Origin of the sequence: Amycolatopsis acididurans (assembly GCF_012328925.1) — a bacterium.
In the GTDB taxonomy this organism is placed as follows: Bacteria; Actinomycetota; Actinomycetes; order Mycobacteriales; family Pseudonocardiaceae; genus Amycolatopsis_E; species Amycolatopsis_E acididurans.
The window spans coordinates 84730-109602 of sequence record NZ_JAAXLS010000009.1; the positions used below are offsets into that span (position 1 = coordinate 84730).

Consider the following 24873-nt stretch of genomic DNA (forward strand, 5'->3'; position numbering starts at 1 on the left):
TTATATACTTATATTCGGAAGCTCCGTTATTGTGGTGCCTGACAAGGGAGTCAGATGTCAACGAGCCGGCCGGTGATCACGCGGGAAAGCATTCTCGACGCGCTTCGCGGCGTCGAAGACCCGGAACTCCATCGATCCGTCGTCGACCTCGGAATGGTCCGTGAGATCGAGATCGCCGGGACCGAGCTCACCGTCCACTTGGCACTGACGATCGCCGGATGCCCGCTGCGCGAATACTTCCACCGCGTCGTGCCGGAGCGAGTCCGCGCCGAGTGCCCGGAGGTCACCGCCGTGCGGGTGGAGCTCACCGCCATGACCGACGAGGAACGCTCGCAGGCCGTGGGCGGCGTCCGGGTCACCGTGCCCCGCGTCGGCGAGAGCGGCTCACGCACCCGGATCATCGCCGTCGGCAGCGGCAAGGGCGGCGTGGGAAAGTCCACCGTGGCGGTGAACCTCGCGGCCGCGCTCGCCGCGAGCGGGCACCGCGTCGGCCTGCTCGACGCCGATATCTGGGGATTCTCCGTACCGCACATGCTCGGCGCGACCGGGCGGCCCACGGTCGTCGGCGATCTCATCATGCCGCTGGAGGCGCACGGGTTCGCCGTGCTCTCGATCGGCAACTTCCTGCCCGAGGAAGGCCCGGTGGTCTGGCGCGGACCCATGCTGCACAAGGCGCTCGAGCAGATGCTCGGCGACGTGCACTGGGACGACCGGGAATATCTGGTGATCGATATGCCGCCGGGCACCGGTGACGTCTCGATCTCGCTGGCACAGTTCCTGCCGAACGCGGACTTCCTGCTCGTGACGACCCCGCACGAGAGCGCCGAACGGGTCGCGCTGCGCGCCGCCCGGATGATGACCAAGGTCGGCCTGCGGCTGTCCGGCGTAGTGGAGAACATGGCCAGCTTCGTCTGCGACGACTGCGGCCGGGAGCACGAGCTTTTCGGTACCGGCGCCGGGTCACGTCTCGCCGAACTGCTCGATGTTCCGCTGCTGGCCCGGATCCCGCTCGAGCCCGCGTGCACCACGACGGGAACGCCCACGGTGCTCGCCCATCCCGAAGCCGCCGCTTCGCTGCGGTTCGGGGAACTGGCCAAGGCGATCGCGGCGAAGCCGTCCCTGCTGCACCGCCCGCTACCGTTGTTCACCTGAGGGCAGGATCAGGAAGATCTGGCCGCCCTCCCGTGTCACGGTGAAGGCCGGTACCTCCGCGTCGGCAGGCCCGCGGACCCGCTCGCCGGTGCGCACGTCGAACTGGCTGCCGTGCCGCGGGCAGGTCAGGACCGCGCCGGCAAGCTCCCCTGTGGACAGTTCGGCGCCCGCGTGCGGGCAGCGGTCGGATACCGCGCAGAGCCGCCCGTCCACCTGATACACCGCCACCGGCCCGACCGGGGTCTCCGGGACCCGGCACACCAGGCCCAGCCGCCCCGCGGCGTCGGCCGCGTCGAGCAACGGAAACCGGCGCCCGGTCGTGCCGGCCTCCAGCCGCGCCGCCAACTGGGCCGCGAGCGCGCCACGGTTGACCACGACATCGCAGCCCGCCCGCTGGGCGGTCCGCCACAGCTGCGGATCCGGCACGGCCGAGTAGCCGAGGATGACCGTCCCCGGCCACCGCTCGCGCCAGTCCCGCACCGCTTCGACGGCACCGGGCGCGTCCAGCTCCAGCACGGCCGCGATCGGCTCACCATCCACTCCGGACGGTGAGCCGACCGCGAACCCGTGCCGCGTGGCGACAACGCGGACGCGCTTGGCGACCATCGCATCACGACCGTGCAGGACGATCGTGGCTGTCGATCGCATCATCTCAGATGAACAACGTGATGTCGGCCTTCGCCGCCATATCGATGAAGCTGGCCGCTCCGAGCGAGGGCTGCAGGCCGTCGACGAAATCCTCCGGCTTCAGCCCGTAGAGATCCATCGTCATCTGGCACGGATGCATCCGCACACCGACGGCGGTCGCCATCTCGAACAGCTCCGTCGGGCTCGCCACCTTGTACTGCTTCGCGAGCTTCTTGATCATCGAGGTGCCCGCGCCGCCGAAGTGGATCTTGCCGAGCTTCAGGTGGTCGGTACCACCCCGGTCGACCAGTGACTCGGCCTTCTGCATCCAGTTCGTCCCGGTCACCCGCTTGTCGTTGCGTTGCAGGACCCGCAGGCCCCAGAAGGTGAAGAAGACGTCCACCTCCAATCCCGACGCCGCGGCCGTGCTCGCCAGGATCAGGGTGGGCCACACCCGATCCAGGTCGCTGCTCCAGCACACCATCGCGAGCCGCTTGGCCCGCTCCTCAACCTCAACCCCGTCCTCGGCCATGACGCACCTTCCAGTTCTTTAACCGACCTCCCGGTCCCGGGTCGTGGCAACGGCTCGTACCGGATGTTCTTTCACACGTGCTGGATCAGCCAGACGACACCTTGAACCAACCGGAAAACCAGATATCCGGCGAACACCAGCGCCACCACCAGCCACCAGGGCGATACACGGCGCCGGCTGCGCCCGGTCCCCTCGGGCACCCCACTCATCGGCCATCACCTCTTATTCCGCACACCGGTAACAGTGAATATCGTGCTCGTCCATGAACTTCCGGTACTGCTGCATCGCGGCGTGCCCGTCGACGAGATGCACACGCTCCTCGGCGAACCGCTCCGGGCGCAGCCGCGCTATCCACCCGGCGCCGTACGGGTCGCGGTTGGCGACCGCGATGTCCTCGGCGAACGCGTTCTCGTTCGAGGCCACCAGTTCCCCGGTCAGCGGTGTCGGGAAAGGTCCCACCCACTTCGCGCTCTCGATGGTCGCCAGGGAGCGCCCACGCGCGAACGCCTTTCCCAGCCGCCGCCAGGTGATCTGCACCATCCGCCCGCCCATCGTCTGCGCGATGTCGGTCATCCCGAGCACGACCAGGTCTCCCTCCGGGCGCACCCACACGTTCATCCCGACGTCGTAGAGGAGGTCGTCCGGGATGACGCATCCGCGCCAGACAGCATCCGTCACCGCGCTCACCCGTCACAGGAGATGCCCTCGGCGTCCAGGAACCGGTGGTACGCCTCGATTCCCGCCGCGCCCGTGGCCAGATCCGCGGAGTCCGCGGCCCAGTCGCCGGGGCGCAACTTCGCCACCCATCCGGCACCGTAGGGATCGGAGTTGATCAGGCTCGGTGAACTGGTCAGCGCCTCGTTGACTTCGACGATCTCGCCGGACACCGGCGCGGGAACCGGACCGACCCACTTCCCGCTCTCCACGGTCGCGACGTTGCGGCCCTTGCGAACCTCCTTGCCCGCCTTCTTCAGCGTGACCGAGATGATCGTCTTCGCCAGGTTCTGCGCGACATCGGTCATGCCGATGGTGACCAGGTCGCCTTCCTGGCGCACCCACACGTGCCGTTCCACGAGGTAGTGAAGATCCTCGGGAAGGTTGCAGTTCTTGACCATCGCCACCGTTTCAAGCTCCTGTCTGCTGTGCGGTGTGTTCGGCCACCAGATGGTGGACGAGCATGTCCAGGGCGACCATCCGGATCTCGCCGTCGAACTCGTCGAGGAACCGCGGGTCGCGCCTACCCTTGCGAAGCCGGTGCTCGTAGCTTTCGCCGCAGACCGGGCAGGTCACCTCGTAGAAGTGGGTACCGTTCATTTCCTTGGTGCGCACGACATCCGCGTGCTTCCCGGCAAGATGCGCGTGCAGGGAGCGCGGGGGTCCCTCGAACGCGCACCACGGGCAGTTCATCGCGTCACCGCCGCCTGCGCCATCAGTTCCACCAGTTCGACGATCCCTCGCCCGGCTTCGGTGAGCTGCGCCAGATCCCCGTCGAGCTCCCGGTTCGCCAGCCCGACCTGCACGAGCTCGTTCACCCGTTCCCAGGCCACGATCCTCGGGCAGGACAGTTCGCCCGCGAGTTCCGCGGTCGTGGCCGCGTCCCCGGCGAGCCGCGCGAGCACACGCCAGCCGTCCGGGTCGGACGCGGCACGCAATGCCCGCAGCACGAACGCCAGCGCCGCGTCGCCGACCGGATCATCGCGCGCGACAGGTTCGTCGCCGCCCGGCCGGAAAGCGAAACCGTCGTAGCGTTCCAGCGCCACCCGCAGCGCGGCCAGCCGGACGCCGAGCCCCTTCCCGGTCAGCTCCGGGTCGAAACCGCTCACGTCGCCGCCACCTCCAGCACACCCGGCTCCGCGGGCCGGCGGAGCGCCTCCCGGACCAGCAGCGTGATGTCCCGCACCGCCAGCCGGTCCTCGTTCCCGGTGGTCTTCACGGCGTCGGAGTACATCGTCACGTCCTTCGGGCAGGCCACGACGAAATGATCCACGCCGAGCTCCATCGCCTCCCGGATCCGGTTCTCGCTCGGGCGTTCGGCGAGGAAGCTGTCGTCCATCCAGATCCGGCCACCACCGGCCCCGCAGCAGAACGTGTTCGCCCCGTTGCGAGGCATCTCGACCAGTTCGCAGCCCAGTGCCCGCAGCAACCGCCGCGGGGCCTCGACCACACCGTTGTAGCGGGCGAGGTAACACGGGTCGTGGTAGGTCACCCGGTAGCCGAGCGGTTCCACCTTGATGGTGCCGGATTCCACCAGGTCGGCCAGCAGTTCCGTGTAGTGCCATACGGTGTGCTTCGCGCCCCGCGCCGGGTACTCGTTGCGCAAGGTGTTGAGCGAATGCGGGTCCGTGGTGAAGATCTCGTCGAAGTGCGCCTGTTCCAGCGCGGCGATGTTGTGCTCGGCGAGCAGTTCGAACAGGCCTTCCTCACCGACCCGGCGCACGTCGTTGCCCGCGTTGCGCTCACCGTCGTACAACAGTCCGAAGTCGACTCCCGCGTCATGCAGGATCTCCGCGAGCGCCTGGGAATTCCCCTGCAGCCGGTCGTCGAAGCTCGCGAAGTCCCCGACGAACCACAGGTAGCGAACAGCTTCCTTGCGCGCGTCGGGGATCTTGAAGTCGAGCCCCTTGGTCCACCTCGCCCGCATCCGGGCGGACTTGCCGAACGAGTTCCCTTGCGTGGACAGGTTCTTCAGCGCCTGCTGCAGCGTGGGATCCATCTCGCCCTCGTCGACCAGGCCGCGCCGCAGCTGCACGATGGTCGGCACATGCTCGATCCCGACCGGGCACACCTCGACACAGTGCATGCAGGTGGTGCACGACCACAGCGTGCGCGCCGAGACGACCTCACCGGCGATCTTGCCGCCCTCGCCCGTGGTGAGCGGGCCCGAGCCGTCGGCGCGGGTCTCGCGGTCGAGCAGGGTCACGCCACCGGCCTGGGTGTCCGCCCACTGCCGCAGATCGAGGATCAGGTCGCGGGGCGAGAGCGGGGCGCCCGCGGTGCGCGCCGGGCATACCTCGTGGCAGCGCCCGCATTTGGTGCACGCGTCGAGATCCAGCAGTTCCTTCCACGTGAAATCGGCGAGTTCGCGGTAACCGGCGTGCTCGGCCTCGGGCGGCGGCGCCGGCAGTTGCCGTGCCGTCGACCGGTCGTGCACCAGCAGGTTCGCCGCGTCCAGCAGCATGTGCATCGCCTTGGAGAACGGGATGTAGACGACGAACGCCAGCGCGAGCACAGCGTGCACCCACCACTGCACCAGATGCGCCGCGTCCCCGCCCGCGGGCGACATGCCCAGCGCGGAGAACACCCGGGCCAGCACCCAGCCGACCGGCGACCAGACCTCGAACGGCGGGAACCGTGCACCGACGATCCGGAAGGCCTCCAGCAGGTAGCCGCTGACCAGGATCGCGCCGAACAGCCCGAGGAAGACCCAGTCGCCGGCCACGATCCGCTTGCGGGAGTACCCGCCCTCGGGGTGTTCGGCGCGCTGGTAGTCCAGCTTGCGCGGGCGCAGGAACCCGCGCCGCACCGCCATGTACGCCAGGCCGAGCACCGCGGTCAGCCCCATCGTGTCCAGGATGAACGAGTACACGACGTAGAACACGCCGTGGAAGAAGCTCAGCTCATGCCCCGAGATCAGTTTCGAGGCGTTGCGCAGGATGTCGTAGTCGATGGTCAGGATCACGGTGCCGAGGAACAGCGTGATGAAACCCCAGAAGATGAAGAAGTGCGCGATCCCGGCCGCGCGATCGCGACGGCCCACCGAGGTGTTCGCCGCGACCGCGCCGACCGACCAGTTGTCGCCCCGGCGCCGCACGCCCTGTGCCGGGCTGGTGAACAGCGCCTTCCACAGTGTCGCCGTCCTGGCCGCCGGACGCCCGCGCCGGTACTTGCGCACCCTGCGGTAGAAGCCCCAGAAGAACAGCACGATGGTGGCGGTCGCGAGCACGTAGAACGCGGCCTCGCCCACCGTGCCGATGCCCTGGAAGACCGGGCGGGTCTCGTCCGAGAGAACCACGTATCACTCCTTGATCTTGTCCACCAGCGCGGGCACCAGGTCGAACAGGTCCTCGGTCGTGCCGAAATGCGCGACGTCGAAGATCGGTGCGTTCTCGTCGGTGTTGCACGCGATGATCAGTTCGGCGTCGCGCATCCCCTCCAGGTGCTCAGGCGCACCGGAGATGCCGAACGCGAGGTACGCCTTCGGCTTGACCTTCAACCCGGACTTGCCCACCTGCCGCGTCTTGGGCAGCCAGCCGGAGTCGATGATCGGCCGCGAGGCCGACAGCGGCACGCCCAGCGTGTCCGCGAGTTCCTGTACCAGCTCGAGGTTGTCCTGCGAGTCGATACCGCGCCCGACCGAGACGAGCAGGTCCGCGTCGGTGATGTTGACGTCGCCGCCCTCGGGCTCGATGACCTGGCACAGGTTGGTCCCCAGGTTCCCCAGCGCGTCCGGCGCGGGCATGGACACCACCTCGTGGCTCGCCGAAGGCTCCTGCCCCGCGGCGGCGGGGAAGGAGCCGGCCAGCACGGTGCAGATCCCGCGCTCACCGGCCAGTTCCACCTCGGCCATCACCTTGCCGCCCATCACCTGGCAGGTCGCCACCAGCGACTCGCCCTCGGCGGTGAGACCGGCGACGTAGGCGGCCAGTGGTGCGTCCCACAGCACGGACAGCGCCGCGCCGAGGTCCAGCCCGATCGTCGCGTTCGACAACAGGAGCAGCCGCGGCGCACGCTCGGTGAGCACACTCAGCAGCGCGCTTTCGTAGGCTTCACAGGTGTAGTCGGCCAGTGCCGGGTGGTCGACCGACACGACCACGTCGGCACCGTCCACTTGGGACGCCAGCTCGGCCGGCCCGAGCACCACCGCCTCCGCCTTACCGCCCCAGGCCGCCGCCAGCTCCTTCGCCTTGCCCAGCAGCTCGTGGGTGCTTTCGGAGATCTGCCCGCCGACGTGCTCGGCGAGGACCGCAACATTGCCGCTCATGGTCTTTCCTCACGCCTTGACGATGCCGCGCTCACGCAGCAGTTCGATGATCTTGCCGGCCACGTCCTCGGTGCTCCCCGAGAACATCTCGGCGTGCCCGGTCTGCTCCGGCCGGTACATCCGCCGCACCGGCAGGCCCGGGCTTTCCGCGGCGCCGACCGTGACCTCGCGCAGCCCGCCCGCCTGCATCGCCTGCCGGATGCGGGTGATCGGCGCGTAGCGGGGCGTCTCCCGCGAAGCCTGCAGGCCGATCACCGCGGGTGTCGGCAGTTCCAGCTCATGCGAACGGCCGCCGGAGAACTCCTGGCGTACCACCAGGTTCCCGTCCCGCACGGTCACGCCGACGACGACCGACACATGCCGCCAGCCGAGCCGCGCGGCGAGCATCGGGGCCAACTGCCCGTCGAGGTCGTCGGGCGCCTGGACCCCGGTGAGCACCAGATCCGCGGGCTCCTCGGCGAGGTACGCGGCGAACGCGGCCGCCCGCGCGTGGGTGTCCAGCCCGCCACCGGAGAGCTTGACCGCCCCGTCCGCGCCCTTGGCGATCGCCGTGTACAGCGCCTGTTCGATGTCCGGATCCTCGGCCAGGCCGACGGCGATCACCTCGGCGCCGGTGGCGTCCTTGACGAGCAGGGCCTCCTCCAGCGCCTGGTCGTCCCACTCGTTGAGCACGAACTTCAGGTACTCGCGGTCGATACCGGTCTCGTCGGGAGTCAGCTCGATCTCCTCGACGAGGTCCGGAACCGCCTTCATGGCAACGACAATGCGCACGTTCTCACCTTCCTTGGTGCAGGACTTCGTCCAGCCGGAGCTGCCGGCGGATCTCGGCCAGGTCATCGGCGGTCGGGACGAAGGGATAGTCACGGAACGGCTCGCTCGGCCGGTACGAGCCGTACGGTCTGGTGCATCCGGGCTCGCCGTTCTCGCCCGGGCAGCCATTGGTCACGAACGGGACCCCGGTGTCCACAACCGACTCGAGCAGACGCTCGCCACCGCCGATGTGCAGCAGGTTCCCGTCCTCGCCGAACCGGAAGTCGGCCAGCCCGTAGCCCTCGGACTCGATCAGGTGCTTGGCCAGCTGCACCCGGCGCCAGCGCTGGATGGGCGACTTGGGATGCTCGGCCATCCGAGAGTCGGGCTCGGGGTTGAAGCAGAACAGGTAGGGGAAAATCTGCCGCTCGTTCAGCTGCACGAAGAGCCGGATCAGGTCCTCGTCCGCCTCGCCCAGCCCGACCAGCGTGTGCACGTTGACCTTCCACGGGCCGAAGATCTCCCGGGCGTCGGTGACGACCTCCCAGTACTTCTCCCATTTCAGCCCGCCGGCCGGCACGTTCGTGCGCAGGTTGCGGAACAGGTCCTCGGTCACCGCGTCGAGCCCGATGCCGATCATGTCCACGCCGAGGGCCTTGAAGCGCTCGAGCCGCTCCCGGTTCAGCGTCGGCGGCGCCACCAGGATCGACAGCGGGGTCCGCACACGGGCCGCGATGCGCTCGGTGATGTCGCAGGTGTCGGCGTAGGCGTGCCCGTGCGTCACCATCGAGATGCACAGCCGGGTCAGCTTCTCCTCGTGCTCGGCCATCCGCGCGACGAGGTCGTCGGTGCGCACGAGGGGCCATTCGACGCGGATGAACGACTTGTCGTTGTAGTCGCCAGGGCGTGTGCGGGCCAGGCCGCAGTAGCCACAGTCCGAACGGCAGCCTTCGTCGTAGTTCAGCAGCAGGTTGATGCCACCGAAGTCGAACTCGCGGGAGAACCGCCCGGACCGGAACCGCAACGCGATCGCGCTCGCCATCGAGATGCGGACCCACTCGGGACTGATCTGCCGTTCACCGGCCGGGGACAGGAGAACGGGAAGCTGACGGCCTGCCAACTCGACCCCTTTCAACTCTGCTCGGGGAAATAACAGGAACCGGCGGACCGCACCGGCGCGGCGGTGGCCAGCGTGCCGGCCTGGCGCCCCGCGGTCAGCACCGTCTGTGCGAGCTGCTCCGCGCCGACACCCAGCGCGCGGTCCGCACCCGAGGCCGACACGATCGCGGTGACCACGACGGGATCGAGCCGCCGCCACCGCAGATCCGCCTCCAGCCGGCCCAGCGCGGGCGGCATGAGCGCGAAGTCCCCGACCACCACGGCACTTTTGACGAGATCGCCGTGTGTGGACAGGTAGATCCGCACCAAGCCCTCGGGCGTCTTGAGCAGCGCGGAACCGCTGCCGTCCGGGATGGCGCCCTGCTCGGAAAGCCACGAGCGGGCCCGGTACCGGTCCCGGGCCAGCTCCGTCGCGCGCGCGAGCTCCGCGGCCTCGGCGGCGTCCGGCTCCAGTTCGACGCCGAACGCCTTGGCGAACCCGAGCGCCACGTGGTCGCGTACCGCGGCACCGTCGAACTCGCGCCCGGTTTCCCGGGTCACGGTGGTCACCCGTTCCTGCACCGCGGCGACGGCCTTGTCCGCGAGCTTCGCCGCGGGGATGCGCAGCACCTCGAGCATGAACCCGACGTCGAGGCCCGCGAGCACGCTGGCGTGGAAGAGCATCCCGCCGCGCTCGTCGATGTAGAGGCCGAGCCCGGCGATCTTGCGGCCACCCACCTCCAGGTCGTTCTTGCCGCGGAACGTCGCGGTGATACCGAGTTCGGCGAGCCCGGCGGAGACCGCGGCCGAGCACTCCTCGATGATCTCGCGCGGGCGCTTGCCCACCGGGGCACGATCGATCAGTGCCACCCCGAGCTGTCCCGCGCCCATGATGATCGCGCCGCCACCGGTCGGGCGGCGGCTCACCTCGGTCCCGGTGCGCTCGCACGCTTCGAGATCGACCTCCGCGGCGAGGTTCTGGTAACGGCCGACCAGTGCGCAGTGGCTGCGGTAGGTGTAGAGCCGCAGCGTCGGCGGGCGTACGTCCGCGTCACGGGCATAACCGGCCATCAGCGCCTCGTCGAGCGCGAGCCCCTCCGCCGCACCGGCACCGTTCTCCGTGAGCAGCCTCCAGCGCATCACGCCACCTCCACCGTCTGGTACGCGATATCCGAGTCGCCGGTCCACGTCAGCGAGCAGCAGTACTCGTACAGCCGCGGCTCCAGGCCCCGCGACCGCGCGTAGGCGATCGCCCCGTCCGCCGGGTACGCGATGCCGTTGAGCCCGAGGTCGATCGCCGCCTGGTCGAGTTCGGTCTTCACCGGTCCGAGCGGCCGCGCGCACCCGAGGTTCACCGTCGTCGCGGGCGCGGCGAGCCGGGTCGCGCGGAAGAACTCGGTGACGTCCCCGACCGGTGGCGGCGGCAGATGCGCCATCGGCGTGCCCACCAGCGGCACCAGCACGACGAGGATGATCGTGGACACGGGATGCCGGGTGATGATGTCCAGTGCGCGGTACTCGCCGAGGAACCGGCCGTAGTGCAGGCCCAGCACGATATGCGGGATGATGCGCAGCCCGCGGTCCGAGAGCAGCCCGAGCGCCCGGTCGAAGTCGGCGACGGTGAGGTCGAGATGGTAGACGTCGCGGATCGTCTCGTCGGCGCCGATGATGTCGAGCATCACGCCGTCCACGCCCGCTCCGGCCAGCCCGGCGGCCAGTTCCGGCGAGACCACTCCGGAGTGGACGATCACCTTCATCCCGAGCTCTTCGCGGATGCGCGGGATGTGCCGCAGGTGCGGCAGCAGCGGCACCCCGCCGGAGCGGGTGGAGCCGCCGGACACCAGCAGCCCCTCGCTCCCCTGCGCGTGCAGGCGCTGCGCCAGCGCGAAGAGGTCCTCGTCGGCCTTCACCGACACCATGCCGTGCAGCACCTTGGTCTGGCAGTGGTCACAGCTGAGCGCGCAGGCCGAGCCGGTGACCGAGACCGGCAGGAACCGGCGCGGGTTCTCCGGGGTCCATTCCGAGGTCTCCCAGCGTTTCAATCCCGGAGCGAAGAAGTCGATCACATTGCCGAAGTTGGCCCGCCGCACGTCGAAGGCCGTCGCCGTGTCCGCGGTCATTCGGCGATCACGCCCTCGAGCCGGTACTGGTCGACCTTCCGCGCGAACCACGCCCCGATCTCCTCGGGAACGGTCAGCAGGCACGACAGTTCGTCGGCGCCGTCATAGGCCAGTTCCAGCAACCAGCCCGCGCCGAACGGGTCTTCCTCGACCAGCCCCGGATCGGCGAGCACGGCCTCGTTGGCCGCGAGCGCGATCCCGGAGACCGGGCTGATCAGCGGACCGACGAACTTCGCGGCCTCCAGCTGACCGAACGCCCGGCCGCGGACCAGCCGCGTCCCACTGTCCACAACGGATAGCTGGGCGAGCGTGCCGCTCGTCTCCACACCCAGCGGATCGAGACCGATACGCAGTTCGCCCGGTGCCGTCGATTTCGCCCAGACATGCGTCTCCGGGTCGTACATCCGGTCCAGTGCGACGTGGTAGCCGCGGACCTCGGTCAACGCGCTCGCGCCGTCGATGTTCGTCATGAAAGCGTCTCCTTCGTGGCGCCGACCCAGACACCGGCCCTGATCTTGATCCCGCCCGGCGGTCTCGCCGCCCGCTCGCCGGGCCCGGCCATCCAGGCCTCGCTGGTGAACCGCGCGTCGAGTTCGGTCAGCGCGGCCCGCTCGTCGCCGGTGAGCTCGCCCGCTCGCGGTGCCAGGCCGAGCGCCGCCGCATACGCCGCAACGGCGGCGTCGCGGAATGCCTCCGGATCCGCCGGCGTCGCCGCCACGTACCGCCGCATCTGGCGGAGTACCTCCGCACGGGTTTCCTCGACCGGAAGCCGCAGCACCGCGGTGGCACGCTCGTGGTCGAACCGCTCGATCAGGTTGCCGCACACCACGACCGCGTCCTCGATCTGGCCCGCGCCATGCCCGCAGATCTTGCGGTCGCCGAGGCTGATCTCGAGATTGCCGTCCAGCTCCGCCGCCACCCCGGCGGCCCGGAACGCCGTCACCGCGGGCGCGAGCAGGTCACGGATCGCGGTGGTCCGCGCGGGCGAGACCGCGCCCGCCGGCAGGCAGATCTGGAAGAACAGCTGATCGGCGTCGAGGTAGACCGGGCCACCGCCGACCATCCGGCGGTAGACCGGCAGCCCCTGCGCCGCACAGTACTTCTCGTCCACCTCGTCCAGCCGCCGGTGGTAACCCAGGCAGACATAGGGCTCGGCGGGCCGGACGAACGACAGGGTGGGCGGAGCACCGGCCGACACGCCGTACGCGACGGCGTGCCACAGGGTCTGCGACCGCAGCGCCGAGACGCGGCCGAAGTCGATGACCCGCAACTCGCTACCCGGCATGGTCCATCGCTTCGTCGATCAGCTCGATGATGTCGCGCACCTTCAGGTGCCCGTTGCCCGTGGACTTCGCCGCGTCCTCGAACCGGGAGACCTCGTACGGGCAGCACACCACCAGCGTGTCGGCACCGGTCTCGGCGGCTTCGCGGACACGGCGCTCGGACAGGCGCTCGCTCGTGTGGTCGCGGGTGAACCCGTCGAGCCACATCCCGCCGCCACCGCCGCCGCAGCAGTACCCGTTCTGCTTGCAGCGCCCCATCTCCCGCAGCTCGATACCCGGGATCGCGTTGATCAGCGTGCGCGGCGCGTCGTACTCGCCGTTGTGCCGGCCGAGGTAGCACGGATCGTGGAAGGTCACCTTGTAGGGCAGTTCCTTCGCCCAGGTGATCTTGTCCACCAGCGGCGCGAGCAGCTGCGTGTAGTGCAGTGCCTCGAAGGTGTGGCCCCGCTTGGGATATTCCTTGACCAGCGCGTTGAACCCGTGCGGGTCGGGAGTCGCGATCCGGGCGAACTCGTACTTGGCCAAGGTCGCCGTGACGTCCTCGACGAGCGCGTCGAACAGTCCCTTCTCACCGGCCAGGCGCTGCGAGTCGCCGAGGGTCTTCTCCTCGGGCCCGAGGATCGCCCAGTCGATTCCGAGCGCGTGCGCCACCCGGGCGAACGCCCGCGCCGCCTCCTGGCCGCGCGGATGGTAGCTCCAGTAGTCCTCCACGTAGAACAGGACGTCCACCGGACCCGGCTCCTTGGACAGGATCCGCACCGGCACCCCGGCGTCCCGTGTCCACTGTGCACGCCGGCGCGGGTTCTCGCCGAGCGCGTTGCCGTAACGGAACGTCTTCTCGAACACGTCCTGCAACTCACCCGGCACGTTGCCTTCGCTGAGCGCGGCCTCCCTGGCGGCCGGCATGATCTGGATCATGTCGACCTCCTTCGGGCAGACCCGCAGGCAGTTCCCGCAGGTCGTGCACATCCACAGATCGGGGTCGGACAGCAGATCCAGTCCGGTCTGGACCTTCCGGTGGAGCTTGCGCGGGCCGTACTCCCCTACCAGGTCCACGGGGCAGACCGGGATGCACTTACCGCAGCCGTAACACCATTCGAGCGATTCGGCCCCGGACAGCTCGGCGAGTTTCGCGAAGCCGTCCGGGGTGTAGTCGGTGAGCACGCGCGGTTCGAACATGCGGTTCCACATCGCCGGCAGCTCGACCTCGCGGCCGGAGATCGTCGAGGCGACGGTGGCTTGTTCCTTCTCGATGGCACGGGGCGGAACCTTGCGCCCGGATATGGGCATGGTTCAGACCTCCAGACGGTAGACGCCGAGCAGGCGGCGGACGAGATCGGGCAGTGGTGGCACCACCCGGTTGAACTCCTGGGTCATGCGCATCCGCAACACGGTGTAGAGGTAGACGCCGTAGACGGCGGCCAGGAACACGTCGGTGCCGAACAGGCCGGGACCCGCGGCGGTGAACCCGGCGGCCTTCCCCGTCTCGTCGACGAAGGCCATCGCCTGTCCCACCGACAGGTAGGTTTCACCGCGCGAGGTTCCGCCGTCGAGATCGACGTCGTCGGTGACCACCAGCCGCAGCGCGCCGGTCTCCACGCGCGGATCCCATATCCACCGGGTCCACAGCCAGTACCGGTCCGGGAAGGCGAAGTGCAGCAACTCGCCCGGCAGGTCGAAGGCCGGATCGGCGAAGCGGGCCAGCACCGCGTCGAACCGGTCGAACCGCTGCACGAGGCCGCCCTTGGCGTGGAGCAGGTCGTCGATGGCCGCCGCGAGCCGCTCCGGCGTGACCTCGTCGAGGATGCGGTCCGCCTTCCGCCGGGTGGCGAAGACGTTGCGCAGCACCAGACGCAGGCCGGCCCGGTCCAGCGCGCGGGGTTCGGCCAGCAGGTCCCGCAGCAACCGGGACTTGCGCTCGACGTCCGCGGCGATCGTCCCGAGTTCGGCCATGGGCATCTTCTCGGAGATCTCGCGCAGGAACTCCTGCGCGCTGGGGGTGTCGACGACGGGTCCGGGCATGGCGGGCGCGGTCTCAGCTCGCGGCCGCGGCGGCGCGGGAACGGACGAAGGACACGGCCCGGAGCGCGGCGTTGGACGCCGAAGAGACGGTGTCCTCGAGGTCTGCCGGACCGAGCGCCGCGCCGCACGCGAAGATCCCCTCGCGATCGGTCGACACCGGATCCAGCGGGGCGCCGACCGCATCGATGAAGCCGTACTTGTTCTGGCCCACGCCGAGCAGCCCGGCGATCTGCCGGGTGCCGGCCGACGGTTCCATACCGACCGAGAGCACGACCATGTCCATCGGGATCTCCATCGGGCGGCCCATCGTGGTGTCCTCACCGCGGACGACCAGCTTGTCGCCCTTGGGCAGTACCTCGGTGACGATGCCCTTGACGTACTGGACGTGGTGCTTCTCCTGGGCCGGCCAGTAGATCTGGCTCTCCCAGTAGCCGTACATCCGCATATCGATGTAGAAGATGAAAACTTTGCAGTCCGGCAGCAGCTGGCGAACCTCGATCGCCTCCTTGGACGCGACCCCGCAGCAGACCTTCGAGCAGTACTCGTTGCCGATCCGCCGGTCACGGCTGCCGACGCACTGGATGAAGCAGAGCCGCTCCGGCGGCTCGCCGTTCGAGGGCCGTACTACCCGGTGCTCCTTGAGCATCGCCTCGAGGTCCTGCAGGGCGAGCACGTCCGGGAACTCGTAGTAGCCGTACATCTGGGTCTCGCGTCCGGGATCGAAATGCTGGAACCCGGTCGCCACCACCACGGCTCCACAGTCGAGGGACTCCACTCCCCCTGGCCCGTCCACGGTCAGCGTGAACGCGCCCGGCTCGCCGTCGAAGCCGGTCACCTTGGTGCCCAGCCGGACCTCGGCGAGCGGATGCGAGGTCACCAACTCGGCCATCCGGCGCATCTGCGGCTCGGCTTCCTCGCCGTGCGGGGTCAGGCCCGCATAGTTCTCCGCGATCGGCGTGCCGCCGAGAAAATCGCGTTGCTCGATGAGCACTACCTTCGCGCCCACCTCGGCAATACCGTGCGCGGCGCGCAGGCCGCCAGGGCCGCCACCGATGACGGCCACCGTGTCCGATGCCATCTGCCCTTCCTCAGGTCTCGTCGCGCCAGGCGCGCTGTTCAGTCGACGTCATCCCAGTCGAGATAGCGCTTCTCGCCCTTCTCGAGCTTCTTGATCCCTTCCTGGAACTCCGCCCAGGCCTGTTCCCAGTCGATGCCCATCTTCTCCAGCAGCGGCCGGTAGTCCGCGGAATGCCAGTGCAGCTGGCACACCTTGTAGGGATGCGCACCCATCGCGAGCGCGGCGAACTGGGCCTCGCTCATCACGGCCACGCCGACATTGCGCTCATGTGCCTTGGCCGCGAACTGGCTCTTGTCCAATGTGGTCACACAGCCGGTGTCGTGGGTGAGCACGACGTCGGGGTCGGCCTCCTCCTTCATCACCTCGATCTTGCGCATGGTGGCGAAGGAACGGGTGAAGTCGCGCTGCACCAGGATGTGCCGGAAACCGAAGCCGCAGCAGTCGAACCAGGTGGAGTACTCGCGCACGTCGGCGCCCAGACGCTGCGCCAGCCCGGTCACCACCGCGGTGCGCTGGCCGCCGTAGACGTCCGGATCGTAGATCGCGTCGCCCTCGACGAGCTTGTAGTAGTGGCACGCGGGATGCACCGTGACGCGGACACCGGACAGGTCACGAGTCTGCAGCGCGGCGATCTCGTCACGCATCGCGTAGAACCACTCCGAATAGTGGACCAGCTCCTCCGGGAACACCAGTTCCTTGCCGAGCTTGCCCATGATCTCCCGCACCTCGGCCCGCAGCTCGGGATGCAGCAGAAGCTCCTCGCGCACCTCCTTGTAGTGCCCGTAGGAGGTTCCACAGTGGACGAGCGGGAAGTAGCCGGTCTCGGCCGCCGCGGCGAAGTTGCGCACGGCGACCGCGGCCTGCGCGGCCACGTTCGACGTGGCGCTCGCGTAGTAGTTCCAGGCGGTACAGGAAGTCTGGTCACGCGGATCGTGGTAGTCGTACCCCAGCTTGCGCATGACCCAGAAGATCGAGGTGGAGTAGCCGGGGATGTGCCCGCACTGCCCGCAGGACTTGTGGTGCCACAGATGTCCTTTTTGGATTCGCTTCTCCCGGCCGTACTTCGTCGGCACGGTCACCACGTCGCCCTGGATCTTCTGCACGAGCAGCTCACCCTGCTCCTCCAGGTGCAGCAGTTCGGCCCGGGGATCCTCGAGCGACCGGCGGTCCGCGCCGCGCTCGAAACGCTCCTTCTTCTGTAAGAGGGCTTCCACCGGAATCGTGGTCATAGCTCGATACCTTCCTCTTCGAGGCGCTCCTCCATCACGTCCTGCAGGATCGAATGCAGGCTCGCGTCGACGTCGGCGATCATGTCCAGCGCCCCGGTGTGCAGCCAGATCAGGTACAGCTCGACGAGCGTCTTCTCCGAGACGTCCCAGCCGGTGCTCGTCGTGTGCAGCGTCTCCGACGGCAGCGCGCGGCGCCACAGGTCCAGGTTGTTCGACACGTCACCGGTTTCCGGTCCCCAGTCGGGAAACGCGTCCGGCTGCAGCATGTCCGGGGACACCTGGGTGCCGGTGGACATGATCTTGTAGATGATGCGCGAGTACCCTTCGAGCGCCTCCTTGGCCGAGGCCAGCCCGTTGTTGATGGCGACCTCGCGCATGATCGTGATGATCCCGCCCGGGTTGTTGCCGCGCGGGCAGCGCAGGCACGAGAAGCACTGGGAGCACTCCCAGATGTCCTCCTGCATCTGCTGGTAGACCAGTTCCACGTCCTCGCGGGCCGCGGCCTGCGCGATCCGGCGCGGGCTGAAGTCGTAGAACCGGGCCGACGGGCAGGCGGCCACGCAGATGCCGCATTCGTAGCAGCCGTAGAGGTAGTCGGAGAACCGGATGTCGTTCTTCACCTCGTCGAACAGGCGTTCCTTCTCCTCGATGGGGACATCCGGGTACCCGGCGACGACAGGAGCCTTGTAGTAGCTCGATGTTTCGGTCACGAGCCCATCTCCTAGAAGCTGATGACCGCGTCGGCGTTGAGGGCCAGATCGTTGAAGGCGGCGCCCCCGATCATGTCGACCCCGTCGATGAGGCCGTCCAGGCTGAGGTCGTTGAGATCCAGCGACGGCTGGCAGACCAGCAGCCGCACCCCCAGGTTCGTCGCCTGCTCGATGAAATGCCGCAGTGGCTGGCCTCGGTCGCCCTTCGGGCCGATCTTGTCGACGACGTCACGCTGCAGCAACGTGGGGCCGTACATGGTGAAGTAGATCATCACCTCGCAGTCCATCGCCGCCGCGGACGCCGCGAGGAAGAACGGTGTCGCCGAGCGCCCGGGATCGGCGACACCGTGGGTCTGCACGTAAAGGACCTTGCTGTCGAACTCGCCCGACCACATTGGACGCTCCCTCACTTCGCCCGGCGGATGAGCACGTGGAACACCTCACCGTCCTTGCGGATGTCGAGCAGATCGTTTCCGGTGCGGCCGGTCCAGGCACGCATATCGGGATCGACACCGGGATCGGTGGCGAGCAGTTCCAGGACCTGACCGGTGGACAGCGTCTTGATCGCCTGCGCCGTCTTGATCACGGGAAGCGGGCACTGCAGCCCGGTGCAGTCGAGCACCTGGTCGGCCGCCTGCTGGGACTCGGGCACGGCATCGTCTCCTCGTTGAGATCGAGCACTCATGCGTGATCCACACCACACATGTGTTATTGCTTATATACTGATATGCACGTGCACTTCTGTCCAGGGTTTCGCCGGAATTTCTCCACCCGTCCTCGAGAAAGCGTGGTCATGACCGTCTCGGATCTCCGCTGCGACCACTGCGCCCGCGCCGTCCCCGGCCCGGCAGACGGCCGGCGCTTCGTCTACCACCCCGGGCGCGCGCAGTTCCGCGACAGCTCGGGGCTGCTCTGTGTCCCGTGCTGGGACGAGCTTGCCGGGTGGCTGGGCCCGGACCGGCCGTTACGGCGATGTGCGGTCTGCGGCGAGACGGTGACACGAGAGCAGTGCCTGCACGTGCACCCACTGGAAGATCCGCAGACCTGGCGCCTGTGCGCCCGGCACGCGGTCGAGTTCCTCAACGGCCTGCACACGGTCGAGCCCAAGCTCGATCCGGCAGACTTCCGGTTCCCGGGAGCGGGATAGGGCTCAGCCCGCGCGGCGGCCGGGGGCGTGCTGCTCGCGCATGAACTCGCAAAGCAGATCCAGAGCCTGCACGATCTTCTGGCTCGTCAGCGCGTAGTAGACGTTGTTGCCGTCGCGGCGAGCGGTCAGGATGCCGCGGTCGCGCAGCATCCGCAGGTGCTGGCTGGCGTTCGGCTGCGAGGTGCCCAGCGCTTCGACGATCTCACCGACCGTGCGGGGACCGTCGCGCAGCTCCTCGATGATGGACAGCCGCATGGGCTCCGCGATGGCCTTGCACACGCGCGCGTACAGCTCGTACATCTCCTGCGCTTCGACGTGCACGTCACCTCCCGGCCCTCGTGAGCCCAGTCTAGCGGTGGCGCCGCGGACCGGCCGGAATCCGGGAGGTCATCCGGCCAGGTTGATCCCGCCGCGCACCCCGAGCTCCTCGGCCATGAACTCACGCAACAGGTCGACGGCCCCCACGACCTTGTTGCTCGTGAGGGCGTAGAAAATGGTGCTACCGGCGCGTTCGGTCGCCACGATTCCCCGGTCTCGCAGTACCGCCAGATGCCGGCTGGCGTTCGGCTGGGAGATCCGCAGCTCGTCGGCGATCTCACCCACCGAGCGCCGCCCGTCCCGCAGCTCGTTGATGATGAGCAACCGCGTCGGATCCGCGAGCGCCTTGCAGATGCGGGCATGCAGCTCGGTGAGCTCCGCCCGGTCCGTCTTTCTCACAGCAACTCCGTCCGCCCACGGCCACCAACGCCATCCTCAGGTTACCCTGCGCAGCCGAATCCGCGGCCGACGTGCGAAGGCGCTGCTTTGCGGGAACACCGCCCACCCGGCACTAAGTCGCGGTGTTCGTGCGCGGCGGAGCCATATAGCCCGTGCCGCATGTCCGGCACGGGTAGAAACACGCCGAGCCGGCTTCCGTGTGCGTTACCGGCTCGACGACGGAACCATCTTCACCGAGCACGGCTTCACCGGCCAAGACGAGGCGGACAACCGCGCCGCGGACGTCGAGTCCGACCAACACCGCCGCCGATTCATCGACCCCGCCTGGTCCGGCATCGCATCGTGAGCCATTCAGCGGATCGCCGTCCAAGGCTGGGTCACCAGAACACTCCGGCCCAAGTTCCTGGTTGAGGGTGACCATCCCTTGGAGCGCCGGTGCAGGCTGCCGTTGGCGCCGGTGAAGACGAACTGACTGTCGGGGTGGCGGTCTCGGTGTGCTCGTAGCTCGCCGGCGAGGAACGCCCCACACCTCGACATCGACCGCACCTTCAGCGCCCTACACGAGGTATGCGGGCGGCTGGAACTCGGCCGACCGACCGAAAGGATCGCGACATGTGGTCAGCACACCCGAACCCAAGAACGGCCCACCGACCTGCGGAAATGCGACTTCTGCAGGTCGGCGCGGGTTCTTTCAGAGCCGTTGAGCGCAGTTCAGAACCGTTCAGCGCGCGTGTTTGCTCCCCATTTGCTCCCCGCAGCGCGGATTGGGAGTCGGTGGCGGCGCGGAACGCATCGCGCGCTTCGTGGCATGAGCGGACGCAGTCCTGCGGTGGCCGTCCGAGGCGTCGTCCCGCTCGACACGTTAGGACGTTATCGATGTTCCGGCCGGTGCCCCGAAGTCCGGCACCCCGGTGTAGCCGGGCAGCTCGATGCCGTTGATCGCGCGCCCGACCAGCTCGGTGAACCAGTCGCCAGCGAAATCGGGGCTCGGCTCGGCGTCCGGCCCGGGGACATCGCGGCTGCGGGCGTTCAACCGGCCGATCTCCTGGTTGGCCTCGACGAACGAGCGCATCCGCTGCTCGTAGCGGGCGAACCCGGCCTCCGGGTCCCATCCGGCGGCGGCGAGCTCTCCGGCCATCAGGTAGGCGCCGACCAGGGCCAACCCGGTGCCCTGTCCGGACATCGGCGACGAGCTGAACGCCGCGTCCCCCAGCAGCCCCACTCGTCCACTCGACCAGCGGTCCATCACCACCTGGGCGACCTGGTCGAGGTAGAAGTCCGGGGTGTCGTCCAGATGCGCGAGGATGTCCGGGGTCAACCAGCCCAGACCCGCCATCCGCGCACGCAGCAAGCGCTTCTGGGCCGGCATGTCGCGGTGGTCGACGTCGAAGTCAGCTGAGGTGAACGAGAACATGGCCATCGCCCGGGTAGCGTCCTGGATGGGGCGCAGGAGGGCGGAGCGCCCGGACTCCTGGTACTCGAGCAGCCAGCGGTCCAGCCCGAACTCGTTGGGCACACTGTAGAAGGCCAGCACATGCCCGAGATGGCGGACGAACCGCTCCCGTGGCCCGAACACCGTCGCCCGCAGCGCCGAGTGCAGCCCGTCCGCCCCGACCACCAGGTCGAAACGCCGCCGGTCGCCGCCCGCGAACGCCACGTCGACCCCATCCGCGTCCTGGATGAGCTCGACGATCCAGTCACCGAAGACGTACTCGACACCGTCGCGGGTGTCGTCGTAGAGCACCCGCGACAGGTCCCCGCGCAGGATCTCGATCTCCGCGATGAACCCGTCACCGCCGTCGTCGTCCGCGCGGAAGGTCTCCAGGACGTTCCCGTCCACGTCCACGGTGCACGCGCCCGCGGTCTCGGTACAGGCCGCGCGCACCGCCCCGTCCAGCCCCATCCGCCGGATGACCTCCTTGGCCACCCCACGCGCATCCACCGCCTGCCCACCGGGACGCAACGCGGGGGCCCGCTCCACCACGGTCACCTCGGCCCCCCGCCGGCGCAGCCAGTGGGCCAGCGCGGGCCCCGCGATACTCGCCCCCGCCACCAACACCCTGGTACCGCTCACTGTGCCTCCCGCTTCTGCGCTGTCGGTGTGTCCGAAGTACAGACGCCGGATCCACCCGAAATTCATCGGTGACGCCAGACGACCGGGCGCCGTTCTCGCGTTCTTCGAGGTTGAGTGCGTAGCCGGTTCTTGGCCGCGAGTGCGGCTGAGGAGGTGATCGTGTTGCCGGTGTAGCGCACGTAGTCGAGCTGCGCGACCGGGCACTCCGCGACACCGTCCGGCAGGAACGCCAGAATCACCTTGCACTGGCTCGTGGCGTGCAGTCGCACCCGCATTCCGACGGATCCGCACATCTGCACCGGATGCGACGACGCCAGACACTCCAAATAGGACATCTGCATACCGTCGCGGACGGACAGGAAACGGTCTCGTCGGTTTCGTCACGCAGCGGGCCAAGGCCGGCCGGACGACGTCCGCGAGCAACCCGTGGTCGATGCCGTCCCCGGCCGGCAACCGGATCTGCGAACCGGGCCGGTAGGCGGACTGTGTGCCTGCGACTTCCACCAACAGGAACTACTCGGTGTGCCGCCAGCGCAATACATCGAGGGCCGCGGCCACCGCCACGACGTTCTCCGCCAGGCCCCGGGGAAGCAGCTCGTCGGCCTGCGCGAGTCGTCGGATCACCGTGTTGCGATGCGTGTACATGCGCTCAGCGGTGCGAGAGACGTTGCAACGCTCGCGCACGTAGGTGTCCACCGTGCGCTGGATCTCGGTGTCGGCATGCAGGAGGTCGCCGAGAGTGTCCCGGAGAAACTCGTCCACCCCGGTGGGGTCGTTGGCAAGCATGGCGACCAGCTGAACGTCCTCGTATCGAGCGACATGTTGCGGCGAGGTCAGCCGGGCCAGCATCCGCTGGGTGGCGACCGCATCGAAATGGGTGCGGCGGAAGCCGTCGACATCGGTCGCCGGGCGCCCGAATGCCACACGGATATCCGGGCTGCGGCTAAGCGCGTCCGACAGCTCTGCCAACGGAGGCACGCTGTCGACGGGTAGCCAGATCCACAGTGTGGAGGCGCCGGCCGTTACCGTCAGGCGGCGAGCAGCCCCGGCAATTCGCATGATCGCTTCGGTGACAGTCTCCAGTTGCCCTGCCGGGCTCGCCACGTCACTCCAGACGATAGCCGCGGTGTGCCAGCGGCTCAGTGGATAGCCCAGCTCCGCTTCGGCGCGGGCTGCCGTCACCGGCGCTCCTTCTAGCAGCAGAGTAACGATTGCCCGTCGATCCGCTTGACCGTCACGGCCGAGCTCGGCGCGTTCGATGTCCATCTGGGCGGACACGGCAGCCACCGTGTCGTCGATGAAGGTTGTGATCGACCGCCAGGACACCCCCAGCAGACCCTGAAGCTCAATGGGGTCGCGGGTCAACTCGAAACAAATCTCCATCCACAATTGCCAGGCCACGTTCTGCCCGACGCGGTACGCCTCCAATCCGCGCTCATCGATTCCGCTGCGCACCAGATCGCGAGCTATTTCGGCAGCTTCGGCGTCAGGGATTACCGGTACGGGTTCGCCGGGGTGGTGTGTGTTGGCCAGCGCCCAGCGGAGCACGTCGGCGAGACTGGATCGTCGCGTCGCCGCGATCAGGGCCGGATCCTCGGTGACCGCATGCATTCGCGGGCGGCTCAGCGAGGCCGTGTGCAGGGCCTCCACCCACTCATCGCGGCCGGCGAGCACTCGCTCCGCCGCTTGGCGCAGGAGCGCTCGCACGCTCGGGGAGAAGTCAGGCCATGCCGCATCCGATGTAGCACTGTGCACCATCCAGAGAAAATATCGGTGCATTTTGCGCTTGTGCAACTTTGCTGGGATCGGCGAGTCTTGACGGCGTCAGTCAACCGCGGTTTCGCAAGACCGCGTCGAGGAGGCCGGCTCTCGTGATCCATTCGCAGCCAACCGTCGAGAACCTGGATGTGCTGATCATCGGAGCTGGCCTGTCGGGCATCGGGGTGGGGTGCTATCTCAAGAAGCTGGTTCCCGCCAAGCGATTCGCAATCCTGGAATCCCGCGCCGCATCCGGTGGTACGTGGGACCTGTTTCGGTATCCGGGCGTCCGCTCCGATTCTGACCTGCACACCTTTGGCTACGAGTTCAAACCGTGGCGCGAACAGGAAGCAATCGCCGACGCGACGCAGATCCTTACTTACCTGCGCGAGACGGCGGCCGAGTACGGCATCGACCGGCGTATTCGCTACCGCCACAAGGTGATACGTGCTTCGTGGTCCTCGGATGCGGCGCGTTGGCTGGTCGAAGTGGAGCGTACCGACACCGATGAACGGCTCCGGCTGTCGGCGGCGTGGATCTTTTCCGCGGCCGGCTACTACCGCTACGACCAAGGGTTCACCCCCGAGTTCGCGGGCCGTGAACGGTTTCGCGGCACGATCGTGCACCCACAGCACTGGCCGGAGCGACTCGACTACAGCGGTCAGCGGGTCGTGGTGATCGGGAGCGGCGCTACAGCGGTCACCCTCGTGCCGGCGATGGCTCGCAGCGCCGAACACGTGACGATGCTGCAGCGCACACCGTCCTATGTCATGCCGATCCCCCGGCGGGACCGGATTGCCAACGCGCTGCGGCGCTGGCTAGGCGACGAGCGCGGCTACGCTGTCACTCGCCGCAAGAACATCGGACGGCTGCGAACCGTGTACCGGCTGTTTCGGCGATACCCGAACGCGGCTCGCCGCTACATCAAGCGGACGATCCGTCGGCAACTGCCGGCGGGCTACCCCGTCGACGAACATTTCACCCCGCCCTATGCTCCGTTTGACCAGCGGTTGTGCATGGTCCCCGACGGTGACCTGTTCCGTTCGGTCGCCGAAGGCCGCGCCTCGATCGTCACCGACCGGATCGCCGCCTTCACCACGTCGGGTGTTCGGCTGGAGTCCGGCAATGAACTCGATGCCGACATCGTCGTCACCGCCACCGGCCTCAATCTGCAGGCCTTCGGTGGTGTCGAGCTGACCGTCGATGGGGAGCCCGCGCGACTGTCCGACGCGGTCACTTTCAAGGGCATGATGCTGTCCGGCATCCCGAACTTCGCCTACGCACTCGGCTACGCCCACTCCTCGTGGACATTGAAGATCGCTCCACTCTGTGAGCACTTCTGCAGGCTGCTGGACCACATGGACACCCATGGATACGACATCTCTCGCCCGGTGCTCGCCGATCCTGCGATGCCGCGCCGCCCCTTGATGGATCTTTCATCCGGATACGTCCAGCGCAGCGTGAACCAGCTGCCTCGCCAAGGTGACCGACAACCATGGCTGAGCTCCGTTGACCACCGCGGCGATGTGGCACTGCTGCGTGAGGGCGACGTCGTCGATCCAGCGCTCCACTTCTCCACACAGAAAGGACGACAC

At 68.3% G+C, this 24873-nt stretch carries 30 protein-coding genes and 1 pseudogene; 4 read left to right on the forward strand and 27 right to left on the reverse strand.

All coding sequences use genetic code 11. The features are described 5' to 3' along the window. Positions 1–54 precede the first annotated feature (54 nt). Positions 55–1152: an Mrp/NBP35 family ATP-binding protein gene (locus tag HFP15_RS15910; RefSeq protein ID WP_168516214.1), complete on the forward strand. Its 1098-nt coding sequence runs from the start codon at positions 55–57 to the stop codon at positions 1150–1152. On the opposite strand, the gene HFP15_RS15915 is transcribed toward HFP15_RS15910, so the two are convergent. From HFP15_RS15915 to HFP15_RS16020, 22 genes are all read right to left on the reverse strand, one after another. Continuing rightward, positions 1135–1800, reverse strand: a complete 666-nt coding sequence (locus HFP15_RS15915) for a Rieske (2Fe-2S) protein (RefSeq protein ID WP_168516216.1) — start codon at positions 1798–1800, stop codon at positions 1135–1137. The genes HFP15_RS15910 and HFP15_RS15915 overlap by 18 nt on opposite strands. A 4-nt stretch (positions 1801–1804) precedes the next feature. Continuing rightward, positions 1805–2311, reverse strand: coding sequence for a DsrE/DsrF/DrsH-like family protein (locus tag HFP15_RS15920; protein WP_168516218.1), 507 nt, complete (start codon positions 2309–2311; stop codon positions 1805–1807). Between the two features lie 71 nt (positions 2312–2382). After that, positions 2383–2520, reverse strand: a complete 138-nt coding sequence (locus HFP15_RS15925; RefSeq protein WP_168516220.1) for a hypothetical protein — start codon at positions 2518–2520, stop codon at positions 2383–2385. A 13-nt stretch (positions 2521–2533) separates the two neighbouring features. Beyond that, positions 2534–2989 (reverse strand): biotin/lipoyl attachment domain-containing protein, encoded by a 456-nt coding sequence (locus HFP15_RS15930; protein WP_312871611.1) that lies wholly within the window; start codon positions 2987–2989, stop codon positions 2534–2536. Positions 2990–2994: 5 nt separating this feature from the next. Then, positions 2995–3426, reverse strand: coding sequence for a glycine cleavage system protein GcvH (gene gcvH, locus HFP15_RS15935; protein ID WP_210717350.1), 432 nt, complete (start codon positions 3424–3426; stop codon positions 2995–2997). A gap of 10 nt (positions 3427–3436) precedes the next feature. After that, positions 3437–3718, reverse strand: a complete 282-nt coding sequence (locus HFP15_RS15940; RefSeq protein ID WP_168516225.1) for a hypothetical protein — start codon at positions 3716–3718, stop codon at positions 3437–3439. Beyond that, a complete protein-coding gene (locus tag HFP15_RS15945; protein WP_168516227.1) occupies positions 3715–4134 on the reverse strand; it encodes a hypothetical protein in 420 nt (139 codons plus the stop codon). Before HFP15_RS15945 ends, HFP15_RS15940 begins: the two co-directional genes overlap by 4 nt. Next, entirely contained in the window at positions 4131–6323 is a 2193-nt protein-coding gene (locus tag HFP15_RS43890) for a (Fe-S)-binding protein (protein WP_168516229.1), read from the reverse strand. Before HFP15_RS43890 ends, HFP15_RS15945 begins: the two co-directional genes overlap by 4 nt. Positions 6324–6326: 3 nt before the next feature. Then, a complete protein-coding gene (locus HFP15_RS15955) occupies positions 6327–7292 on the reverse strand; it encodes an electron transfer flavoprotein subunit alpha/FixB family protein (protein ID WP_168516231.1) in 966 nt (321 codons plus the stop codon). A gap of 9 nt (positions 7293–7301) precedes the next feature. After that, positions 7302–8063 (reverse strand): electron transfer flavoprotein subunit beta/FixA family protein, encoded by a 762-nt coding sequence (locus HFP15_RS15960; RefSeq protein WP_168516233.1) that lies wholly within the window; start codon positions 8061–8063, stop codon positions 7302–7304. 4 nt (positions 8064–8067) lie between these two features. After that, positions 8068–9162 (reverse strand): radical SAM protein, encoded by a 1095-nt coding sequence (locus HFP15_RS15965; RefSeq protein WP_210717329.1) that lies wholly within the window; start codon positions 9160–9162, stop codon positions 8068–8070. An 11-nt stretch (positions 9163–9173) separates the two neighbouring features. Beyond that, the gene (locus tag HFP15_RS15970) at positions 9174–10280 is read right to left on the reverse strand and encodes a lipoate--protein ligase family protein (protein WP_168516235.1); all 1107 of its coding nucleotides are present in this window, start codon (positions 10278–10280) and stop codon (positions 9174–9176) included. Continuing rightward, positions 10280–11260 (reverse strand): radical SAM protein, encoded by a 981-nt coding sequence (locus HFP15_RS15975; protein WP_168516237.1) that lies wholly within the window; start codon positions 11258–11260, stop codon positions 10280–10282. The genes HFP15_RS15970 and HFP15_RS15975 overlap by 1 nt, the downstream gene beginning before the upstream one ends. Continuing rightward, positions 11257–11730, reverse strand: a complete 474-nt coding sequence (locus HFP15_RS15980) for a glycine cleavage system protein H (protein ID WP_168516239.1) — start codon at positions 11728–11730, stop codon at positions 11257–11259. The genes HFP15_RS15975 and HFP15_RS15980 overlap by 4 nt, the downstream gene beginning before the upstream one ends. Continuing rightward, complete coding sequence (locus HFP15_RS15985) at positions 11727–12545, reverse strand: lipoate--protein ligase family protein (protein WP_168516241.1); 819 nt, start codon at positions 12543–12545, stop codon at positions 11727–11729. The genes HFP15_RS15980 and HFP15_RS15985 overlap by 4 nt, the downstream gene beginning before the upstream one ends. After that, positions 12535–13833 carry a (Fe-S)-binding protein gene (locus HFP15_RS15990; RefSeq protein ID WP_168516243.1) on the reverse strand — a complete coding sequence of 433 codons (1299 nt, stop codon included), beginning with the start codon at positions 13831–13833 and terminating at the stop codon, positions 12535–12537. Before HFP15_RS15990 ends, HFP15_RS15985 begins: the two co-directional genes overlap by 11 nt. A gap of 3 nt (positions 13834–13836) precedes the next feature. Further along, complete coding sequence (locus HFP15_RS15995; RefSeq protein WP_168516244.1) at positions 13837–14565, reverse strand: hypothetical protein; 729 nt, start codon at positions 14563–14565, stop codon at positions 13837–13839. A gap of 13 nt (positions 14566–14578) precedes the next feature. Continuing rightward, a complete protein-coding gene (locus HFP15_RS16000; RefSeq protein ID WP_168516246.1) occupies positions 14579–15643 on the reverse strand; it encodes a CoB--CoM heterodisulfide reductase iron-sulfur subunit A family protein in 1065 nt (354 codons plus the stop codon). A 38-nt stretch (positions 15644–15681) separates the two neighbouring features. Next, entirely contained in the window at positions 15682–16872 is a 1191-nt protein-coding gene (locus tag HFP15_RS16005) for a heterodisulfide reductase-related iron-sulfur binding cluster (RefSeq protein ID WP_168516248.1), read from the reverse strand. Beyond that, positions 16869–17582 (reverse strand): 4Fe-4S dicluster domain-containing protein, encoded by a 714-nt coding sequence (locus tag HFP15_RS16010; protein WP_168516250.1) that lies wholly within the window; start codon positions 17580–17582, stop codon positions 16869–16871. The genes HFP15_RS16005 and HFP15_RS16010 overlap by 4 nt, the downstream gene beginning before the upstream one ends. Positions 17583–17593: 11 nt before the next feature. Beyond that, positions 17594–17977: a DsrE family protein gene (locus HFP15_RS16015; protein WP_168516252.1), complete on the reverse strand. Its 384-nt coding sequence runs from the start codon at positions 17975–17977 to the stop codon at positions 17594–17596. Between the two features lie 11 nt (positions 17978–17988). Beyond that, positions 17989–18234, reverse strand: a complete 246-nt coding sequence (locus HFP15_RS16020) for a sulfurtransferase TusA family protein (protein WP_312871612.1) — start codon at positions 18232–18234, stop codon at positions 17989–17991. Positions 18235–18375: 141 nt separating this feature from the next. Here HFP15_RS16020 and HFP15_RS16025 point away from each other — a divergent pair, with 141 nt between their 5' ends. Further along, entirely contained in the window at positions 18376–18729 is a 354-nt protein-coding gene (locus HFP15_RS16025; RefSeq protein ID WP_168516256.1) for a hypothetical protein, read from the forward strand. 3 nt (positions 18730–18732) lie between these two features. Here the strand turns inward: HFP15_RS16025 and HFP15_RS16030 are convergent, their stop codons facing one another. Together HFP15_RS16030 and HFP15_RS16035 are read right to left on the reverse strand one after the other, a co-directional pair. Continuing rightward, positions 18733–19050 carry an ArsR/SmtB family transcription factor gene (locus HFP15_RS16030; protein WP_312871613.1) on the reverse strand — a complete coding sequence of 106 codons (318 nt, stop codon included), beginning with the start codon at positions 19048–19050 and terminating at the stop codon, positions 18733–18735. A gap of 66 nt (positions 19051–19116) precedes the next feature. Further along, positions 19117–19446 (reverse strand): ArsR/SmtB family transcription factor, encoded by a 330-nt coding sequence (locus tag HFP15_RS16035; protein ID WP_168516258.1) that lies wholly within the window; start codon positions 19444–19446, stop codon positions 19117–19119. Positions 19447–19645: 199 nt separating this feature from the next. Between HFP15_RS16035 and HFP15_RS16040 the strand changes: the two genes are divergently transcribed. Then, positions 19646–19792 carry a hypothetical protein gene (locus tag HFP15_RS16040; RefSeq protein ID WP_168516261.1) on the forward strand — a complete coding sequence of 49 codons (147 nt, stop codon included), beginning with the start codon at positions 19646–19648 and terminating at the stop codon, positions 19790–19792. Positions 19793–20308: 516 nt separating this feature from the next. Here HFP15_RS16040 and HFP15_RS16045 read toward each other — a convergent pair. The 3 genes from HFP15_RS16045 to HFP15_RS16055 form a co-directional block, all read right to left on the reverse strand. Beyond that, positions 20309–21520 (reverse strand): FAD-dependent monooxygenase, encoded by a 1212-nt coding sequence (locus tag HFP15_RS16045; RefSeq protein ID WP_168516263.1) that lies wholly within the window; start codon positions 21518–21520, stop codon positions 20309–20311. Positions 21521–21582: 62 nt separating this feature from the next. Continuing rightward, on the reverse strand, positions 21583–21879 hold the full coding sequence (locus tag HFP15_RS16050; protein WP_446680246.1) for an IclR family transcriptional regulator domain-containing protein: 297 nt from the start codon (positions 21877–21879) through the stop codon (positions 21583–21585). Between the two features lie 154 nt (positions 21880–22033). Next, a complete protein-coding gene (locus tag HFP15_RS16055) occupies positions 22034–23131 on the reverse strand; it encodes a PucR family transcriptional regulator (RefSeq protein WP_246271734.1) in 1098 nt (365 codons plus the stop codon). A gap of 263 nt (positions 23132–23394) precedes the next feature. Here HFP15_RS16055 and HFP15_RS16060 point away from each other — a divergent pair. Beyond that, positions 23395–24870: pseudogene (locus tag HFP15_RS16060) on the forward strand (flavin-containing monooxygenase); the annotation flags it as partial. Positions 24871–24873: the final 3 nt, after the last annotated feature.

Coding starts and splice junctions, on each gene's coding strand:
- HFP15_RS15910 (WP_168516214.1), top strand. CDS start 55: ATGTCAACGAGCCGGCCGGTGATCACGCGGGAAAGCATTCTCGACGCG.
- HFP15_RS15915 (WP_168516216.1), bottom strand. CDS start 1,800: ATGCGATCGACAGCCACGATCGTCCTGCACGGTCGTGATGCGATGGTC.
- HFP15_RS15920 (WP_168516218.1), bottom strand. CDS start 2,311: ATGGCCGAGGACGGGGTTGAGGTTGAGGAGCGGGCCAAGCGGCTCGCG.
- HFP15_RS15925 (WP_168516220.1), bottom strand. CDS start 2,520: ATGAGTGGGGTGCCCGAGGGGACCGGGCGCAGCCGGCGCCGTGTATCG.
- gcvH (WP_210717350.1), bottom strand. CDS start 3,426: ATGGTCAAGAACTGCAACCTTCCCGAGGATCTTCACTACCTCGTGGAA.
- HFP15_RS15940 (WP_168516225.1), bottom strand. CDS start 3,718: ATGAACTGCCCGTGGTGCGCGTTCGAGGGACCCCCGCGCTCCCTGCAC.
- HFP15_RS15955 (WP_168516231.1), bottom strand. CDS start 7,292: ATGAGCGGCAATGTTGCGGTCCTCGCCGAGCACGTCGGCGGGCAGATC.
- HFP15_RS15970 (WP_168516235.1), bottom strand. CDS start 10,280: ATGCGCTGGAGGCTGCTCACGGAGAACGGTGCCGGTGCGGCGGAGGGG.
- HFP15_RS15975 (WP_168516237.1), bottom strand. CDS start 11,260: ATGACCGCGGACACGGCGACGGCCTTCGACGTGCGGCGGGCCAACTTC.
- HFP15_RS15980 (WP_168516239.1), bottom strand. CDS start 11,730: ATGACGAACATCGACGGCGCGAGCGCGTTGACCGAGGTCCGCGGCTAC.
- HFP15_RS15985 (WP_168516241.1), bottom strand. CDS start 12,545: ATGCCGGGTAGCGAGTTGCGGGTCATCGACTTCGGCCGCGTCTCGGCG.
- HFP15_RS15990 (WP_168516243.1), bottom strand. CDS start 13,833: ATGCCCATATCCGGGCGCAAGGTTCCGCCCCGTGCCATCGAGAAGGAA.
- HFP15_RS15995 (WP_168516244.1), bottom strand. CDS start 14,565: ATGCCCGGACCCGTCGTCGACACCCCCAGCGCGCAGGAGTTCCTGCGC.
- HFP15_RS16000 (WP_168516246.1), bottom strand. CDS start 15,643: ATGGCATCGGACACGGTGGCCGTCATCGGTGGCGGCCCTGGCGGCCTG.
- HFP15_RS16005 (WP_168516248.1), bottom strand. CDS start 16,872: ATGACCACGATTCCGGTGGAAGCCCTCTTACAGAAGAAGGAGCGTTTC.
- HFP15_RS16015 (WP_168516252.1), bottom strand. CDS start 17,977: ATGTGGTCGGGCGAGTTCGACAGCAAGGTCCTTTACGTGCAGACCCAC.
- HFP15_RS16025 (WP_168516256.1), top strand. CDS start 18,376: ATGACCGTCTCGGATCTCCGCTGCGACCACTGCGCCCGCGCCGTCCCC.
- HFP15_RS16055 (WP_246271734.1), bottom strand. CDS start 23,131: ATGCATGCGGTCACCGAGGATCCGGCCCTGATCGCGGCGACGCGACGA.